At 43.9% G+C, this 18,111-nt stretch carries 11 protein-coding genes; 7 read left to right on the top strand and 4 right to left on the bottom strand.

Annotation, left to right across the window (positions count from 1 at the left end; genetic code table 11):
• Nucleotides 1-21: 21 nt before the first annotated feature.
• The 4 genes from phnE (MSG34_RS06100) to phnD all read right to left on the bottom strand — a co-directional run bounded on the left by phnE (MSG34_RS06100) (nt 22) and on the right by phnD (nt 3,647).
• Nucleotides 22-852: a phosphonate ABC transporter, permease protein PhnE gene (gene phnE / locus MSG34_RS06100; RefSeq protein ID WP_048616507.1), complete on the bottom strand. Its 831-nt coding sequence runs from the start codon at nt 850-852 to the stop codon at nt 22-24.
• A 10-nt stretch (nt 853-862) separates the two neighbouring features.
• A complete protein-coding gene (gene phnE / locus MSG34_RS06095; protein WP_052878558.1) occupies nt 863-1,717 on the bottom strand; it encodes a phosphonate ABC transporter, permease protein PhnE in 855 nt (284 codons plus the stop codon).
• Nucleotides 1,714-2,532 (bottom strand): phosphonate ABC transporter ATP-binding protein, encoded by an 819-nt coding sequence (gene phnC / locus MSG34_RS06090; protein ID WP_248336691.1) that lies wholly within the window; start codon nt 2,530-2,532, stop codon nt 1,714-1,716. Before phnC ends, phnE (MSG34_RS06095) begins: the two co-directional genes overlap by 4 nt.
• A 158-nt stretch (nt 2,533-2,690) precedes the next feature.
• Nucleotides 2,691-3,647 carry a phosphate/phosphite/phosphonate ABC transporter substrate-binding protein gene (phnD, locus tag MSG34_RS06085; protein WP_048607068.1) on the bottom strand — a complete coding sequence of 319 codons (957 nt, stop codon included), beginning with the start codon at nt 3,645-3,647 and terminating at the stop codon, nt 2,691-2,693.
• A 266-nt stretch (nt 3,648-3,913) separates the two neighbouring features.
• On the opposite strand from phnD, the gene MSG34_RS06080 reads away from it, so the two are divergent.
• From MSG34_RS06080 to MSG34_RS06050, 7 genes are all read left to right on the top strand, one after another.
• A complete protein-coding gene (locus MSG34_RS06080; protein WP_017061478.1) occupies nt 3,914-4,633 on the top strand; it encodes a FadR/GntR family transcriptional regulator in 720 nt (239 codons plus the stop codon).
• A gap of 729 nt (nt 4,634-5,362) precedes the next feature.
• Nucleotides 5,363-7,141 carry a transporter gene (locus MSG34_RS06075; RefSeq protein ID WP_248336689.1) on the top strand — a complete coding sequence of 593 codons (1,779 nt, stop codon included), beginning with the start codon at nt 5,363-5,365 and terminating at the stop codon, nt 7,139-7,141.
• Nucleotides 7,142-7,359: 218 nt separating this feature from the next.
• Entirely contained in the window at nt 7,360-9,438 is a 2,079-nt protein-coding gene (locus MSG34_RS06070) for a DUF4962 domain-containing protein (protein WP_048616501.1), read from the top strand.
• A gap of 655 nt (nt 9,439-10,093) precedes the next feature.
• Nucleotides 10,094-10,975 carry an NAD(P)-dependent oxidoreductase gene (locus MSG34_RS06065; RefSeq protein ID WP_048607064.1) on the top strand — a complete coding sequence of 294 codons (882 nt, stop codon included), beginning with the start codon at nt 10,094-10,096 and terminating at the stop codon, nt 10,973-10,975.
• A gap of 1,034 nt (nt 10,976-12,009) precedes the next feature.
• A complete protein-coding gene (locus tag MSG34_RS06060; protein WP_248337234.1) occupies nt 12,010-13,881 on the top strand; it encodes a methyl-accepting chemotaxis protein in 1,872 nt (623 codons plus the stop codon).
• A gap of 236 nt (nt 13,882-14,117) precedes the next feature.
• Nucleotides 14,118-15,869, top strand: coding sequence for a polysaccharide lyase family 7 protein (locus MSG34_RS06055; protein WP_248336687.1), 1,752 nt, complete (start codon nt 14,118-14,120; stop codon nt 15,867-15,869).
• Between the two features lie 426 nt (nt 15,870-16,295).
• Nucleotides 16,296-17,864, top strand: a complete 1,569-nt coding sequence (locus tag MSG34_RS06050; protein ID WP_248336686.1) for a polysaccharide lyase family 7 protein — start codon at nt 16,296-16,298, stop codon at nt 17,862-17,864.
• The last annotated feature ends 247 nt before the right edge of the window (nt 17,865-18,111 follow it).

Here is an 18,111-nt window from a genome sequence, read left to right as displayed (position 1 = left end):
ATTTGACGTTGTTTTTAGTATTTAGATAAGGGCTTTTCTTGCTTTCGCAGCCAGCCATTCAGAGAAGATGACCGTCACTAGAATCGCACAGAAAATCACAGTCACTTGAGGCCATGCCAACATCGCCATCGACTCTTGCAGTTTCAAACCAATACCGCCGGCGCCTACTAATCCTAATACTGTAGATTCACGAATATTGATATCCCAGCGGAACAAGCTCGTGCCGATGAAACTTGGCATCACCTGCGGAAGAATGCCGTAGTTCAATACTTGCAGCGGAGAAGCTCCAGTCGATTGGATTGCAGACATCTGTGTTGCATTCACTTCTTCAATCGCTTCATACATTAACTTCGCGACGAAACCAATCGAACGTAGCGCTATCGCAATGATACCAGCCAACAAACCTGGGCCGATGATTGCTACCAACAATAACGCCCAAATTAACGAGTTGATTGAGCGACTTGCCGCGATGATGAACAGCGCGATAGGTCTGATAAACGTCATGCTTGGCGTTGTATTACGTGCAGCTAAGAACGCAACTGGAAACGCGAGTACGATCCCTAACAGTGTGCCAAGTGTCGCGATGTTAATGGTGTCCCACAACGGGCTCCAAAGAGACTCCAAGTAGCTCCATCTTGGTGGCCACATACGTGAAGATATATCAGCAAATTGATTCGGTGAGTCGGTCACAAAGTACCAAATCGTATCTTTGTTCATGACTTGCCATGCGAATACTGTCAAAGCAACAAAGCAAAGCCAGCCCAGCCAAAGCATGAGGCTCTGTTTACTGTCGTAACGCTGCCATTGGGTACGATTGATGGCGCTTGTCGGTGTTTCATTTAGCGTGCTCATTGGTCGTTCCTTACTGCACATGCTTACGGATGATGGTTGATAGGTATTCACACAACATCACAATCACGATAATAATCAATAGAATAGCGGCTGCTGCGCTGTATTCGTAACGGTCCATTGCTGTGTTTAACGTTGCGCCGATACCACCTGCGCCAACAATGCCAATCACGGCTGACTCACGAAAGTTGATGTCGAGTCGGTACATAGAAAGTCCGATGAAGCGCGGCATCACCTGAGCTTGAATTGCGTAATTCACCTGTTGTAACCAACTTGCGCCCGTTGCACGCATGGCGGTGAGTGGTGCTGGGTCAATGGCTTCAATTTCATCGGCAAACAGTTTTGCGAGAAAGCCGATGGTCGCGAAGGTGAGCGTGACAAAACCCGCAAACGTACCAAAGCCAAATAGAGCAACACACAGAATCGCTACGATGATTTCTTGTAAGCTACGAGCAACCGAAATAAACGCACGACAGAATAGGTAAACGGGAGTAGGGGCAAGGTTTTTCGCTGCGCCTAATCCGAATGGGATAGAAAGAAGGACACCCGCCACGGTCGATGTCAGGGTCATGGTTAAACTTTCAATCAAACCTTGTGAGATGTTGTTCCATCGGCCACCAAAATCTGGGTTCATGAAAGCCAAAATGAACTGCCAGCCGCGTTCGCTGCCTTCGTAAATTCGAGTCCAGTTGACGTGTACCGATTGAGTCGCAAGGTACAAGTAAACCGCGACAATGATGATTAAGCTCCAGCGTAGCCATGGGCTAGAAATCAGTGGCGGCTTTGTCCACTGTGTCGGGTATTGTTTGGAATTCTGTTTTCCTGACTTTAAATGCTGCTGAACTTGATTTGGATATGGTTGAGTCATATTGTTGCCTCAGACAGGCGAGGGCTTGTGATGATGAGGTCATCGGCCTCTTCTTCTGCTTGTTGACTCCAGTCTTCTTCACCGTAGATTTGCGTTAAAACATCTTCAGTGAGCAGGTTTGGTTTGTCATCAAATACGACACAACCTGCATTTAAGCCGACAACACAGTCAACAAACTGCTTTGCTAATTGAACATCGTGAATATTGATGATGGCAGGGAGCTGTTGCTCTGAACAAATCTCACTGATCAGTCGCATGATTTGGCGCGCTGTACGTGGATCAAGTGCGGCCGTTGGTTCATCAATCAACAGTAATTTCGGTTTCTGAGCAAGTGCGCGCGCAATACCAACACGTTGGCGCTGACCACCCGACAGAGCATCGGCCCTTTTATTTGCGTGTTCTAACAATCCAACACGGTCGAGTAGCGCATAAGCGGCTTGGATATCCGATTCAGGGAAACGACGAGTAAAGCTTTGCCAGAAATTCACGTAACCCAAACGTCCTGAAAGTACGTTTTCCATCACCGTCAAACGCTCAATCAGCGCGTACTCTTGGAAAATCATCCCGATTTCACGGCGTGATTGTCTCAGTTGTCGCTTAGATAGCGTTTCTAGATTGGTATTGGAAAAGATCACTTCGCCGCTGGTGGGTTCGGTGAGCCGATTAATACAACGGATAAGCGTTGATTTACCCGCACCAGATGGACCAATTAAACCAACCACTTCACCGGCATTGACCGACAAGCTAACGTTGGTAAGGGCTTTATCAGAACTGGAGTAGTGCTTGGTAAGCCCTTTAAGGGTAAGAGTAGACATAGAATTCCTATAAGAGCGGTGTACTAAGAGTTCGCCTGAGACAGGCATGGAAAGTAAACCGGAAAGAGTGGTGAATAACTGCAGGCGATTACACCTGCAGTTAGTTTTATCGGTGTGTGATTGGCTTTTTAGTTCGGTTGAACTGTGCCTAGATTGAACTAGCTACACGTGTAAGAGACTTTGTTTGCCGTATCGATAGTGCGGATCACTTCCCAGTGCTCTTTGTAAGTAATAGGAACGAACTGCGCTTCGCCGTTACGTTCAAATTCTTCTTGAAGCTTTGTGCCTTCCCAATCGAAAGTGAAGAACGCTTTTTGAATCTTCTCTTGCAGTTCTGGCGTCAGGTTGTGCGCGGTGCCGTAAGCGGTAGTCGGGAAGGTTTGAGACTTGTAGATGCTCTTGATTTGGTCTTCTTTCACAACATCGCGTGAAAGCATGCGGTTTAATACTGAGTTAGCAACTGCTGCAGCATCGTAATCTTTGTGCGCCACACCCAAAATAGAGTTGTCGTGTGCGCCAGAGAATGCTGGTTTGAAATCTCGATCAGGTTGAAGTTGGTATTCAGCGTCCAAAATCGCAGAAGGTGCTTTGAAGCCAGAGTTAGACGTTTGTGATGTGAACGCTAGGTTCTTATCTTTTAGGTCTTCCACTTTCTCAATGCCAGAACCAGGGTAAGTGATGATTTCCATTTCGTAACCGAAAGAACCATCTTCTGCAGCCATCATTGTGAATGGGGCAAAGCCTGCACAGTTAACCGCTAGTGGAGTAGAACCTGTGTTGAAACCTGCGATATGTAGGCGACCTGAACGCATTGCTTCAATTTGAGCAGCGTTATTTTGAACAGGGAAGAAACGAACCGTCTTTTCCGTTGTTTTTTCAAGGTGGCTCAAAAACTCGCTCCACACATCAGCGTATACTGCAGGATCTTCAACTGGCGTATAAGCAAAAATTAGCGTGTTTGGGTCAACCCATTGTGATTCATCTTGAGGAACATCAGCAACCAAGTTGCCAGAGCGATCTTCGTATCGTGTATCCATTGCTAATGCAGAACCAGAAAAAATCAGCGCAGCAGTAATAGCGCTCTTAAGCGTGAGATTTGTTTTTGTTGGTTTCATTATTTCAGTCCAATTGAGTGATGTCTTGGGAAGGGAGTATAGAAATCGAGGATTACAGAACCGATGCGTTTTGATGACGGATTTATGAATGGTGTAACATAATGTTTCTAGCTGTGCGGAATAGGATGCTTTGTAAGTGTTTGATTCATTGGGTAAATTAATAGAGCACGACTGGTTGCTATTTTACTCAATTGGCGCAAGGTTGAAATCCTGTTATAGTAATCCTTAAATAATACATAAACATAACATATAAAATAAGTGAACTTATGGTTAGCACTTTTAATTCAATCTCGGGCTCGAAGCGCAGCCTGCACGTGCAAGTAGCGCGTGAAATCGCTCGTGGAATCTTGTCTGGTGAACTGCCACAAGGTTCTATTATTCCTGGTGAAATGGCGCTGTGTGAACAGTTTGGTATCAGCCGTACGGCACTTCGTGAAGCAGTTAAACTACTGACTTCTAAAGGCCTGTTAGAGTCCCGCCCGAAAATCGGTACTCGTGTAGTGGATCGCGCATACTGGAACTTTCTTGATCCTCAACTGATTGAATGGATGGATGGTCTAACCGACATAGACCAATTCTGTTCTCAGTTTTTAGGCCTTCGCCGTGCGATTGAACCTGAAGCGTGTGCATTAGCTGCAAAATTTGCGACTGCTGAGCAACGTATCGAGCTTTCAGAGATCTTCCAGAAGATGGTTGAAGTGGATGACGCAGAAGTGTTTGACCAAGAACGTTGGACAGACATCGATATTCGTTTCCACAGCTTGATCTTTAATGCGACAGGTAACGATTTCTACCTGCCATTTGGCAATATTCTGACTACCATGTTCGTTAACTTCATCGTGCACTCTTCTGAAGAGGGCAGCACATGTATCAATGAACACCGTAGAATCTATGAAGCGATTATGGCTGGCGACAGTGAAAAAGCTCGTACAATGTCAGCTGCTCACTTGCAAGATGCCAACCACCGCTTAGCCACTGCAAGCTAAACACGGTTTTCAACTTCATTTGAACCAGTCAAAAAGGTATGCCAAGTGCATGCCTTTTTTGGTTTTTAGGAAGCGTGTTGCACCATGTGTGGCACTGTTTTGGTTCACCCCCGCTTAACCCTTTCTTAAGTTAATTCCTTCTTGTATACGTCTAGCGATCGTTCTCTTTACCATCATAATAAAAACAATATTATGCTCGATATTCGTTTTTAGACACTCGAACTCCCCTCATATAATTATGCGTCATCCATGATTTTTCATTTTTGTATATTTTGAATCTACCATCGTTTGAACTGGATATGCTTCTTCTATATTGATTAATTTAAGTTGAATTCTAATGAAATTGTCCACTCTCAATAGATAAAAACACTGGTTTATTGTGTGATAAATGAGGGTGATTTAGCTCGGATTTGGCTTTTATTATTTTTGAGAATTTTATATTTATATGTGTTTGGTTGTATTTGTTAATAAGTGTGCAAAGTCTCACTTTTTTATAAGCCTTTGATTTTAATGGGTGTGATGTTCTTTGGCCTTGGTTTTTTGAGTTTTTACCTCAAACACCAATAATTTCCTTAATGGATTGGCCATATTCCATCCTATGTCATATATATAATTAACTTAATCAATCAAAATAAGATCGCCATCACTTATTTGGATTATTGTACTACAAATAAAGTTTGAGATTTCCTATAGTCCTCGTAACAAAATACAACGGACAAAGGATACACGATGGAACTCAACACGATTATTGTCGGCATTTATTTCCTATTCTTGATTGCGATAGGTTGGATGTTTAGAACATTTACAAGTACCACCAGTGACTACTTCCGCGGGGGCGGTAACATGTTGTGGTGGATGGTTGGTGCAACCGCCTTTATGACCCAGTTTAGTGCATGGACATTCACCGGTGCGGCAGGTAAAGCGTATAACGATGGTTTTGCAGTAGCGGTCATCTTCGTAGCTAACGCATTTGGTTACTTCATGAACTTCGCATACTTTGCTCCAAAGTTCCGTCAACTACGTGTAGTAACGGTAATCGAAGCAATTCGTATGCGTTTCGGTGCGACTAACGAACAAGTATTCACTTGGTCTTCAATGCCAAACAGTGTTGTTTCTGCCGGTGTATGGTTAAACGCACTAGCAATCATCGCTTCTGGTATCTTCGGTTTCGACATGACAGCAACTATCTGGATTACCGGTTTGGTTGTATTGGCAATGTCTGTAACGGGTGGCTCATGGGCGGTAATCGCATCTGACTTTATGCAGATGGTTATCATTATGGCAGTAACCGTGACATGTGCTGTTGTTGCTGTTGTTCAAGGTGGCGGTGTTGGTGAAATCGTGAATAACTTCCCAGTAGCGGAAGGCGGTTCTTTCCTTTCTGGTAACAACATTAACTACTTAAGCATCTTCAGCATTTGGGCATTCTTCATCTTCGTGAAGCAGTTCTCTATTACTAACAACATGCTTAACTCTTACCGTTACCTAGCGGCTAAAGACTCAAAGAACGCGAAGAAAGCGGCGTTACTAGCGTGTGTGCTAATGCTTTGTGGTGTATTTATCTGGTTCATGCCTTCTTGGTACATTGCAGGTCAAGGTGTCGACCTAGCAGCAGCTTACCCAGAAGCAGGTAAAAAAGCGGGTGACTTTGCTTACCTATACTTCGTACAAGAATACATGCCAGCAGGTATGGTCGGCCTTCTAGTTGCGGCGATGTTTGCAGCGACAATGTCTTCAATGGATTCTGGTCTAAACCGTAACTCAGGTATCTTTGTTAAGAACTTCTATGAACCAATCGTTCGTAAGGGTGCGGCTAGCGAAAAAGAACTAGTAACGGTTTCTAAGATTACTTCTGCCGTGTTTGGTATCGCTATCATCCTTATCGCACAGTTCATCAACTCGCTTAAAGGTTTGAGCCTGTTCGATACAATGATGTATGTAGGTGCACTGATCGGCTTCCCAATGACAATTCCTGCATTCCTTGGCTTCTTTATTAAGAAAACACCGGACTGGGCTGGTTGGGGTACGCTAGTAGTTGGTGGTTTTGTTTCTTACTACGTAGGTTTCGTTGTTAACGCTGAAATGGTGTCTTCAATCTTTGGTCTAGAAGAGCTAACAAGCCGTGAATGGTCTGATGTTAAGGTAGCTATCGGTCTGATTGCTCACATTACGCTGACAGGTGGTTTCTTCATCCTATCAACTCTGTTCTACAAGCCATTAACTGAGAAGCGTCAAGCAGACGTTGATAAGTTCTTCGGCAATCTGTCTACTCCATTAGTTGCGGAGTCAGCAGAACAGAAAGTACTGGATAACAAACAGCGTGAAATGCTTGGTAAACTGATTGCGGTAGCGGGTGTCGGTATCATGCTAATGGCTCTACTTACTAACCCAATGTGGGGACGTCTAGTCTTTATCCTTTGTGGTGTGATTGTTGGTGGTGTTGGTGTGCTATTGGTTAAAGCGGTCGATGACGGCGGTAAGCAAGCGAAAGCAGTAACCGAAAGCTAATATAGAGAAAACGTTTATAATAGAATGCGACGACTCGAAAGGGCGTCGCATTTTTTGTTCTGCGAAACGGAAAAACTGTCAGGTGGAAGATATCTGACCTAAATCACGAAAACTGTACAAAATGGTTCAATCGAACCGAAATAGATTCAATTGTCCTACAATAAGACGTATATTATTGCTAATTCCTTTCAATCAACTTGAAAAATAAGTGAGTTAGAATGAGCGACCAAAAATCTCTTGATGCAATCAGGAAGATGAAGCTGGAGAATGATACTTCAGCAGGTAATCTTGTAGACCTACTCCCTATCGAAGTTCAAACACGTGACTTCGACCTATCATTCCTAGACAACTTGAGCGAAGCACGTCCGCGTCTTCTTGTTCAAGCAGATCAGTTAGAAGAATTCAAAGCGAAAGTGAAAGCTGATGAAGCTCACTGTATGTTTGATGATTTCTACAATAACTCGACAGTTAAGTTCCTTGAGACTGCTCCTTTCGAAGAGCCTCAAGCGTACCCAGCTGAGACGGTAGGTAAGGCTTCTCTATGGCGTCCTTACTGGCGTCAAATGTACGTTGATTGCCAAATGGCACTGAACGCGACACGTAACCTAGCAATTGCTGGTGTTGTGAAAGAAGACGAAGCGCTAATTGCTAAAGCAAAAGCTTGGACTCTAAAACTGTCTACGTACGATCCAGAAGGCGTGACTTCTCGTGGCTATAACGATGAAGCAGCTTTCCGTGTTATCGCGGCTATGGCTTGGGGTTACGACTGGCTACACGGCTACTTCACAGATGAAGAACGTCAGCAAGTTCAAGATGCTTTGATTGAGCGTCTAGACGAAATCATGCACCACCTGAAAGTGACGGTTGATCTATTGAACAACCCACTGAACAGCCACGGTGTTCGTTCTATCTCTTCTGCTATCATCCCAACGTGTATCGCGCTTTACCACGATCACCCGAAAGCAGGCGAGTACATCGCATACGCACTAGAATACTACGCAGTACACTACCCACCATGGGGCGGTGTAGACGGCGGTTGGGCTGAAGGTCCTGACTACTGGAACACACAAACTGCATTCCTAGGCGAAGCATTCGATCTATTGAAAGCATACTGTGGCGTAGACATGTTTAACAAAACATTCTACGAAAACACAGGTGATTTCCCGCTTTACTGCATGCCTGTTCACTCTAAGCGCGCGAGCTTCTGTGACCAGTCTTCAATCGGTGATTTCCCAGGTCTAAAACTGGCTTACAACATTAAGCACTACGCAGGTGTTAACCAGAAGCCTGAGTACGTTTGGTACTACAACCAACTGAAAGGCCGTGATACTGAAGCGCACACAAAATTCTACAACTTCGGTTGGTGGGACTTCGGTTACGACGATCTTCGCTTTAACTTCCTTTGGGATGCACCTGAAGAGAAAGCACCATCGAATGATCCACTGTTGAAAGTATTCCCAATCACGGGTTGGGCTGCATTCCACAACAAGATGACTGAGCGTGATAACCATATTCACATGGTATTCAAATGTTCTCCGTTTGGCTCAATCAGCCACTCTCACGGTGACCAAAACGCATTCACCTTGCATGCATTCGGTGAAACGCTAGCGTCAATCACTGGCTACTACGGTGGTTTCGGTGTTGATATGCACACTAAATGGCGTCGTCAAACGTTCTCTAAGAACCTTCCACTATTTGGCGGTAAAGGTCAGTACGGCGAGAACAAGAACACGGGCTACGAAAACCACCAAGATCGCTTCTGTATCGAAGCGGGCGGCAACATCTCTGATTTCGACACTGAATCTGATGTGAAGATGGTTGAAGGTGATGCGACAGCGTCTTACAAGTACTTCGTTCCTGAAATTGAATCTTACAAGCGTAAGGTCTGGTTTGTTCAAGGTAAAGTCTTCGTAATGCAAGACAAGGCAACGCTTTCTGAAGAGAAAGACATGACTTGGCTAATGCACACAACTTTCGCAAACGAAGTGGCAGACAAGTCTTTCACTATCCGTGGCGAAGTTGCACACCTAGACGTAAACTTCATCAACGAATCAGCTGACAACATCACTTCAGTTAAGAATGTTGAAGGTTTTGGCGAAGTTGACCCATACGAGTTCAAAGATCTTGAAATCCACCGTCACGTTGAAGTGGAATTCAAGCCATCGAAAGAGCACAACATCCTGACGCTTCTTGTTCCTAATAAGAACGAAGGCGAGCAAGTTGAAGTGTCTCACAAGCTTGAAGGCAACACGCTAATGCTCAATGTTGACGGTGAAACGGTTTCAATTGAACTGTAATTCGCTGAAGTAACAGAAGCTAGATATTAAAAACTCCGAGTGAAAGCTCGGAGTTTTTTTGTTTGGCTAGCCAGTTAAATTGGATAAGTCAGTTAAGTTGTATTAGCTGGCAACGTCGGGAACCCCATCAAGTTGAAAGAAAACTAAATGGCCAAGAGATCAATCGCTTCTCGATGCCAAGTCAGTCGCTCGAGGGTTAAACCTGGAAGCTGATAAACACAAAGGCTGGGTATGTACTTAGCCACTATGCTCAATGAAATGTGCAGGAGTGGTATACGAGACCCGCATGTCTCGCTTTGTTAAAAGAATAGGGCGCCACCCCCTTTTTCCTAAAAACTGATATGACTTACTTCTGCGTGAATAGTCTAATCACTGGCTGATTACGGGAATAGTGAACTATACATAGGTAATGGCGTAGCTTGTGCTTACTAATCGTATGACATTTAACGTATGTTATTTCATCAATGGACGGTTTTTAAAGTGGCAAATAGTTCCTGTAAGTACAAAGCGTGACCCATATTTTCTCGTAAAGTGAACCCCCGTCACAACTTACGTCTAACCATTAAATCAATGCCCTAAAACTATTGCGTAACGAGAAAGACGTAGTTATTATAATGAGCATATAATCATACAATACTATATTTGGAGTTTAAACATGACTAAACCTGTAATCGGTTTCATTGGCCTAGGTCTTATGGGCGGCAACATGGTTGAAAACCTGCAAAAGCGCGGCTACCACGTAAACGTAATGGATCTAAGCGCTGAAGCTGTTGCTCGCGTTACAGATCGCGGCAACGCAACTGCATTCACTTCTGCTAAAGAACTAGCTGCTGCAAGTGACATCGTTCAGTTTTGTCTTACAACTTCTGCTGTTGTTGAAAAAATCGTTTACGGCGAAGATGGCGTTCTAGCGGGCATCAAAGAAGGCGCAGTACTAGTAGACTTCGGTACTTCTATCCCTGCTTCTACTAAGCAAATCGGCGCAGCTCTTGCTGAAAAAGGCGCGGGCATGATCGACGCACCTCTAGGTCGTACTCCTGCACACGCTAAAGATGGTCTTCTGAACATCATGGCTGCTGGCGACATGGAAACTTTCAACAAAGTTAAACCTGTTCTTGAAGAGCAAGGCGAAAACGTATTCCACCTAGGCGCTCTAGGTTCTGGCCACGTGACTAAGCTTGTAAACAACTTCATGGGTATGACAACTGTTGCGACTATGTCTCAAGCTTTCGCTGTTGCTCAACGCGCTGGTGTTGATGGCCAACAACTGTTTGACATCATGTCTGCAGGTCCATCTAACTCTCCGTTCATGCAATTCTGTAAGTTCTACGCAGTAGACGGCGAAGAGAAGCTAGGTTTCTCTGTTGCTAACGCAAACAAAGACCTTGGTTACTTCCTTGCTCTTTGTGAAGAGCTAGGTACTGAGTCTCTAATCGCTCAAGGTACTGCAACAAGCCTACAAGCTGCTGTTGATGCAGGCATGGGTAACAACGACGTACCAGTAATCTTCGACTACTTCGCTAAACTAGAGAAGTAATCGACGTACGACCTCGCTAGGGTATTACCTGTCCTTTTAGGCGGTGATACCTCAGCGAGGTTCGTTTTTATCTGCCATACCCAACCCTTTGTTCCCTCGTTAAACTCTTCTACTTCTACTTCCTCAGCTACACCTACTCAAAACTCTGTTTAACTATTTCACTGCCTCAATTCCTATTTTTTCTATATCTATTTGTAAATTCAAAGCCTTCTAGCACCCACTCGTTCACTCACTTTTCCTCGTAAGCTTAAACCAGCGCACTTACAGGATTGTTGGTGACGGCTTAACGCCACTCGAATATCGGGTCTAAAAAGAAAGTAAAAAAAAGCCCACACAGCTGGTGACTGTATGGGCATGTTCGGACGAGCCGTCTGGAAAAACAAATGATCAATAGCAAGTGAAAAAACGAATAACGAGATCCCCCGACAGTTTCTACGTTAAACGCGTTCAATGACCTTAAAGCGGCTGCTTCAATTATCACTTTGAACTGAACAAAAGCATCCAGAAAGAACTTAAGTTATGATTCAAATACACCATAACTCAAGGCTTATTGTATTACAAATAAATTTTAAAATTGAATGCCTTTAGTGAATGGTTAGTTGGTAGAAGTGTGAGTTAAGACTCATTTTTTTACTCTACTGGGTGAGGAGAAGAAGAAGAGTTTCCGAAAAGGTGTTATCGGAGAAATGATGAGCTGATTATCCAAAAATCGATCTATTTGAATGCGTTATGCGTCAATGTTTAACTTCGAACAAAATCCAAATTCATAAATGATACCTATGTCACAGGGCGGTTTTAGCCAGTTTTAATATATCAAGATCGCTCACAGAATGGTTGGTCAATTAAACATACAATATTAATTAAATTGATGGTTGTGACGATGGATCGGCATGAACAAGTTTCGCTTTCCGTATCTTCGAAAATGTAAAAAATGACCATTTCATTCGGATGAAAATAATAGACATAGGTTGATATGGATGATGAGTTTTATGAATTCAAAATTGTCTCTAGGGTTTAAAGGAAAATTGATTTTAATGGTAGCGATCGTCAGTTCTAGTGCTTTGGCATTTACGAACTGGTTTACGCTTAACTTGGCCACTGAACAGGTAAATCAAACGATTTATAACGAGATTGATCACTCGCTTACGATAGAAATCAATCAAATAGAAAGTACCGTTCAGCGCACCATTGATACCGTTAACTCTGTTGCACAAGAGTTCATGAAATCCCCATACCAAGTGCCGAATGAAGCACTGATGCATTATGCTGCAAAGCTGGGTGGCATTGACAAGATTGTGGTGGGTTTTGACGACGGCCGTTCTTATACTTCTCGCCCTTCAGAGTCTTTTCCTAACGGCGTTGGGATAAAAGAAAAGTACAATCCAACCACTCGACCTTGGTATCAACAAGCTAAATTGAAATCAGGCTTATCTTTTAGTGATCTGTTTTTCACTAAGAGTACTCAAGTGCCTATGATCGGTGTGACTTACTCATACCAAGATCGTGTCATCATGGCCGATATACGTTTTGACGATTTGGAAACTCAGCTTGAACAGCTGGACAGCATCTACGAAGCCAAAGGCATTATCATCGACGAGAAGGGGATGGTGGTCGCTTCAACAATCGAAAACGTACTTCCGCAAAGCAATATATCTTCTTCAGACACTCAGATGAAACTCAATAGTGCTATTGAACAGCCTGATCAATTCATTGAGGGTGTGATTGATGGCAACCAGAGAATTTTGATGGCCAAGAAAGTGGATATTGGCAGCCAGAAAGAGTGGTTCATGATCTCCAGTATTGACCCTGAACTCGCGCTCAATCAGTTGAATGGCGTGATGTCGAGTGCGCGCATTCTTATTGTGGCTTGTGTACTTGGCTCGGTGATATTGATGATTTTACTTTTGAATCGCTTCTACCGCCCAATCGTGTCACTGAGAAAAATCGTCCACGATCTATCTCAAGGTAACGGAGACCTCACTCAAAGGCTTGCTGAGAAGGGGAATGATGACTTAGGGCATATCGCCAAAGACATCAACTTGTTCATCATTGGCCTGCAAGAGATGGTTAAGGACGTCAAATTTAAGAACTCGGATCTCGATACTAAGGTACTGAGTATTCGTGAAGGTTGTAAAGAAACCAGCGATGTACTGAAAGTTCACACTGATGAAACGGTTCAAGTGGTCTCTGCAATTAACGGCTTGTCTGAAGCATCAAACGAGGTCGAAAAGAGTTCTCAGTCGGCGGCAGAAGCAGCAAGAGAGGCCGCTGTGTTCAGTGATGAGACGAAACAGATTAACACTGTGACGGAAACCTATATCAGTGATCTTGAGAAGCAAGTCTGCACCACTTCTGATGACATTCGCTCAATGGCCAATGAAACGCAGAGCATCCAGTCTATCGTGTCTGTGATTGGCGGCATTGCGGAACAAACTAATTTGTTGGCATTGAATGCGTCAATTGAAGCGGCGAGAGCGGGTGAGCATGGTCGAGGCTTCGCGGTGGTTGCTGATGAAGTCCGTGCGTTAGCCAACCGAACGCAAATCAGTACTTCTGAAATTGATGAAGCGCTGTCTGGCTTGCAGTCTAAATCAGATGGTTTGGTTAAATCGATTGAGTTGACCAAAAGCAATTGTGAAATGACTCGTGCTCAAGTGGTTCAAGCGGTAAATATGTTGGCGAAGTTAACGGAACAGATGGAAACGGTGAGTCGTTTTAACAATGACATTTCGGGTTCGTCTGTTGAGCAAAGCGCCCTTATTCAGAGCATTGCTAAGAACATGCATAAGATTGAAAGCTTTGTTGAGGAGCTTAATAAGCTAAGCCAAGATCAGTTGACTGAATCAGCAGAAATCAAAACACTTAACGGCAGCGTTAGTGAGTTGATGAACAGCTTTAAAGTTTAAATTGTTCCCTAATATGCTATAAAATCAATGTATTAATTTGGATTTTTAGTTTGAAAGCCACTCAATAACTATCGAGTTTAGAGTGGCCTTTCTGCGTTGTTCTTGATTCTAACTCTACGCAATATCCGTTCATTTCACTTCATTTGCCGCACCTCACATTCTGATAAATAGACAATTGACATAAAATAGTACAAATATACATTATCACTCAACTCTTATGGATAAGTGAGATAAATGTGAATAAGCCAATCTTCATCGTAGTACTCGCTTCGCTTACGTATGGCTGCGGTGGAAGCAGTTCCAGTGACTCAAGTGACAGTAGTGATCCTTCTGATAGCAATAATCCAGGAACGTCTTATGGTGTTGTTGCTCCCTATGATATTGCCAAGTATCAAAACATCCTTTCCAGCTCAGATCTTCAGGTATCTGATCCTAATGGAGAGGAGGGCAATAAAACCTCTGAAGTCAAAGATGGTAACTTCGATGGTTATGTCAGTGATTATTTTTATGCTGACGAAGAGACGGAGAATCTTATCTTCAAAATGGCGAACTACAAGATGCGCTCTGAAGTTCGTGAGGGAGAAAACTTCGATATCAACGAAGCAGGCATAAGACGCAGTCTACATGCGGAAATAAGCTTGCCTGATATTGAGCATGCAATGGCGAGCTCTCCCGCTGATCACGATGAAGTGACCGTGCTGCAGATCCACAATAAAGGTACAGACGAGAGTGGTACGGGTTATATCCCTCATCCGCTATTGCGTGTGGTTTGGGAGCAAGAACGAGATGGCCTCACAGGTCACTACTGGGCAGTCATGAAAAACAATGCCATTGATTGTAGCAGCGCTGCTGACTCTTCGGATTGTTACGCCACTTCATATAATCGTTATGATTTAGGAGAGGCGGATCTCGATAGCTTCACCAAGTTTGATCTTTCTGTTTATGAAAACACCCTTTCGATCAAAGTGAACGATGAAGTTAAAGTCGACGAAGACATCACCTACTGGCAGCACCTACTGAGTTACTTTAAAGCGGGTATCTATAATCAATTTGAAAATGGTGAAGCCACGGCTCACTTTCAGGCACTGCGATACACCACCACACTGGTCAACGGCTCAAACGATTGGGATATTAACGATTGGAAGTTGACGATTCCTGCGAGCAAAGACACTTGGTATGGAAGTGGCGGTGACAGTGCTGCTGAACTAGAACCTGAGCGCTGTGAATCGAGCAAAGACCTTCTCGCCAACGACAGTGATGTCTACGACAGCGATATTGGTCTTTCTTATTTCAATACCGATGAAGGGAGAGTGCACTTTAGAGCGGATATGGGATATGGCACCTCTACCGAAAATTCTAGCTATATTCGCTCTGAGCTCAGGGAGTTGTATCAAAGCAGTGTTCAACCGGATTGTAGCACCAGCGATGAAGATACAAGTTGGTATTTGAACGACACACGAACCAATAAAACTAACCATCAGCTCACCGCCACCTTGCGAGTTGAAGATTACCCGAACATCAACAATCAAGATCCAAAAGTGGTACTTGGACAAATCCATGGTTGGAAGATCAATCAAGCATTGGTGAAACTATTATGGGAAGGAGAGAGCAAGCCAGTAAGAGTGATACTGAACTCTGATTTTGAGCGCAACAACCAAGACTGTGATCATTGTGACCCGTTCAGTGTCGAGTTAGGGACTTATTCGGCAAGTGAAGAGTGGCGATATACGATTCGTGCCAATCAAAACGGTGTCTACTTGGCGACTCATGATTTAGATGGAACTAACACCGTTTCTCATTTAATCCCTTGGGGACAAGATTACACAGATAAAAATGGGGACACGGTTTCGTTAACATCAGATTGGACATCGACAGACATCGCTTTCTATTTCAAAGCGGGCATCTATCCACAGTTTAAGCCTGATAGCGACTATGCGGGTGAAGTGTTTGATGTGAGCTTTAGTTCTCTTAGAGCCGAACATTATTGAGTTAGCTGACGTTTGAGTAACAACAATGACTGCTTTAAAGACCATATTGATTCCTAACAATGTGGTCTTTTTTTAACTGCTGCGACACTTTTTAATGATGTGTTCTGAACGACAAATACTCTGCTCGAGTGATGCAAATTCTTACCATTACCGCTCGGTTTTTTCGCCCTTGATAGCCCATTTCGCATTCTAAATTTTTATATATTGTCTTTTATCAATAGGAAGTGTGATCCAGTTAAAGTATGGAAAATGCGGAAAGTGTTCCCAGTCTCATTTATTCAACGAAGTGTTTTATTTGTATTATAAGATTACGTAATATTTTTGTGTTGTCGCAAATACTGAGAGAATAAACGCCTTATAGCTCGTGTTTGCCAATTTTGTTTTCACTTACAAACGCTGCCTTTGTAATATAATAATGGATTAAATATGAAACAAATCACTCTAAAAACCTTACTCGCTTCTTCTATTCTACTTGCGGTTGGTTGTGCGAGCACGAGCACGCCTACTGCTGATTTTCCAAATAACAAAGAAACTGGTGAAGCGCTTCTGACGCCAGTTGCGGTTACCGCTAGTAGCCATGATGGTAATGGCCCTGATCGTCTCGTTGACCAAGACCTTACAACACGTTGGTCATCTGCGGGTGACGGTGAGTGGGCAACACTAGACTATGGTTCAGTGCAAGAATTTGATGCCGTTCAAGCATCTTTCAGCAAAGGTAACGAGCGCCAATCTAAATTTGATATTCAAGTGAGTGTCGATGGCGAAAGCTGGACAACCGTGCTTGAAAACCAACTGAGCTCAGGTAAAGCGATCGGCCTAGAGCGTTTCCAATTCGAGCCAGCAGTGCAAGCACGTTACGTAAGATACGTTGGTCACGGTAACACCAAAAACGGTTGGAACAGTGTAACGGGGTTAGCTGCGGTTAACTGTAGCATTAACGCTTGTCCTGCTAGCCATATCATTACTTCAGACGTAGTAGCTGCAGAAGCGGCAATGATCGCTGAAATGAAAGCAGTGGAAAAAGCACGTAAAGATGCGCGCAAAGATCTACGCTCTGGTAACTTCGGTGTAGCAGCGGTTTACCCTTGTGAGACGACCGTTGAATGTGACACTCGCAGTGCACTTCCAGTTCCGACAGGCCTGCCAGCGACACCAGTTGCTGGTAACGCACCGAGCGAAAACTTTGACATGACGCATTGGTACCTATCTCAACCATTTGACCATGACAAAAATGGCAAACCTGATGACGTTTCTGAGTGGAACCTTGCAAACGGTTACCAACACCCTGAAATCTTCTACACAGCTGATGACGGCGGCCTGGTATTCAAAGCTTACGTGAAAGGTGTACGTACATCTAAAAACACTAAGTACGCGCGTACAGAGCTTCGTGAAATGATGCGTCGTGGTGATCAGTCTATTAGCACTAAAGGTGTTAACAAGAACAACTGGGTATTCTCAAGCGCTCCTGAATCTGACTTAGAAGCAGCTGCGGGTATTGACGGCGTTCTAGAAGCGACGTTGAAAATCGACCATGCAACAACGACGGGTAATGCGAATGAAGTAGGTCGCTTTATCATTGGTCAGATTCACGATCAAAACGATGAGCCGATTCGTTTGTACTACCGTAAATTGCCAAACCAAGCAACGGGTGCGGTTTACTTCGCACACGAAAGCCAAGACGCAACTAAAGAGGACTTCTACCCTCTAGTGGGCGATATGACTGCTGAAGTGGGTGACGATGGTATCGCACTTGGCGAAGTGTTCAGCTACCGTATTGACGTTAAAGGCAACACGATGACTGTAACGCTAATGCGTGAAGGCAAAGACGACGTTGTACAAGTAGTTGATATGAGCAACAGCGGCTACGACGCAGGCGGCAAGTACATGTACTTCAAAGCCGGTGTTTACAACCAAAACATCAGCGGCGACCTAGACGATTACTCACAAGCGACTTTCTACCAACTAGACGTATCGCACGATCAATACAAAAAGTAATTTAACCGAATAACACTTAATATTAAAGCTATCGCAATAGCCTCCAGCCTCAGGGGTTGGAGGCTTTTTTGTGCCTGTTGTTTGGGTAAGGTAAATAACAGGCCGCTAAATAGCTCAAGTAAAGGGCTGATGGTTAGCCTTACTTCTAAGTTCTAAGTTCTAAGTTCTAAGCATTGTCGCTCACCCCTGACTCAATCTTCAACACAGATTCCCATTCGCTTCACGTGCCTATCTTAGTAAATAGCGG

Origin of the sequence: Vibrio sp. 1CM2L (assembly GCF_023161695.1) — a bacterium.
GTDB lineage: Bacteria > Pseudomonadota > Gammaproteobacteria > Enterobacterales > Vibrionaceae > Vibrio > Vibrio coralliirubri.
The sequence above is the reverse complement of the archived record's forward strand: the minus strand, read 5'-3'. Positions and strand labels throughout refer to the sequence as shown.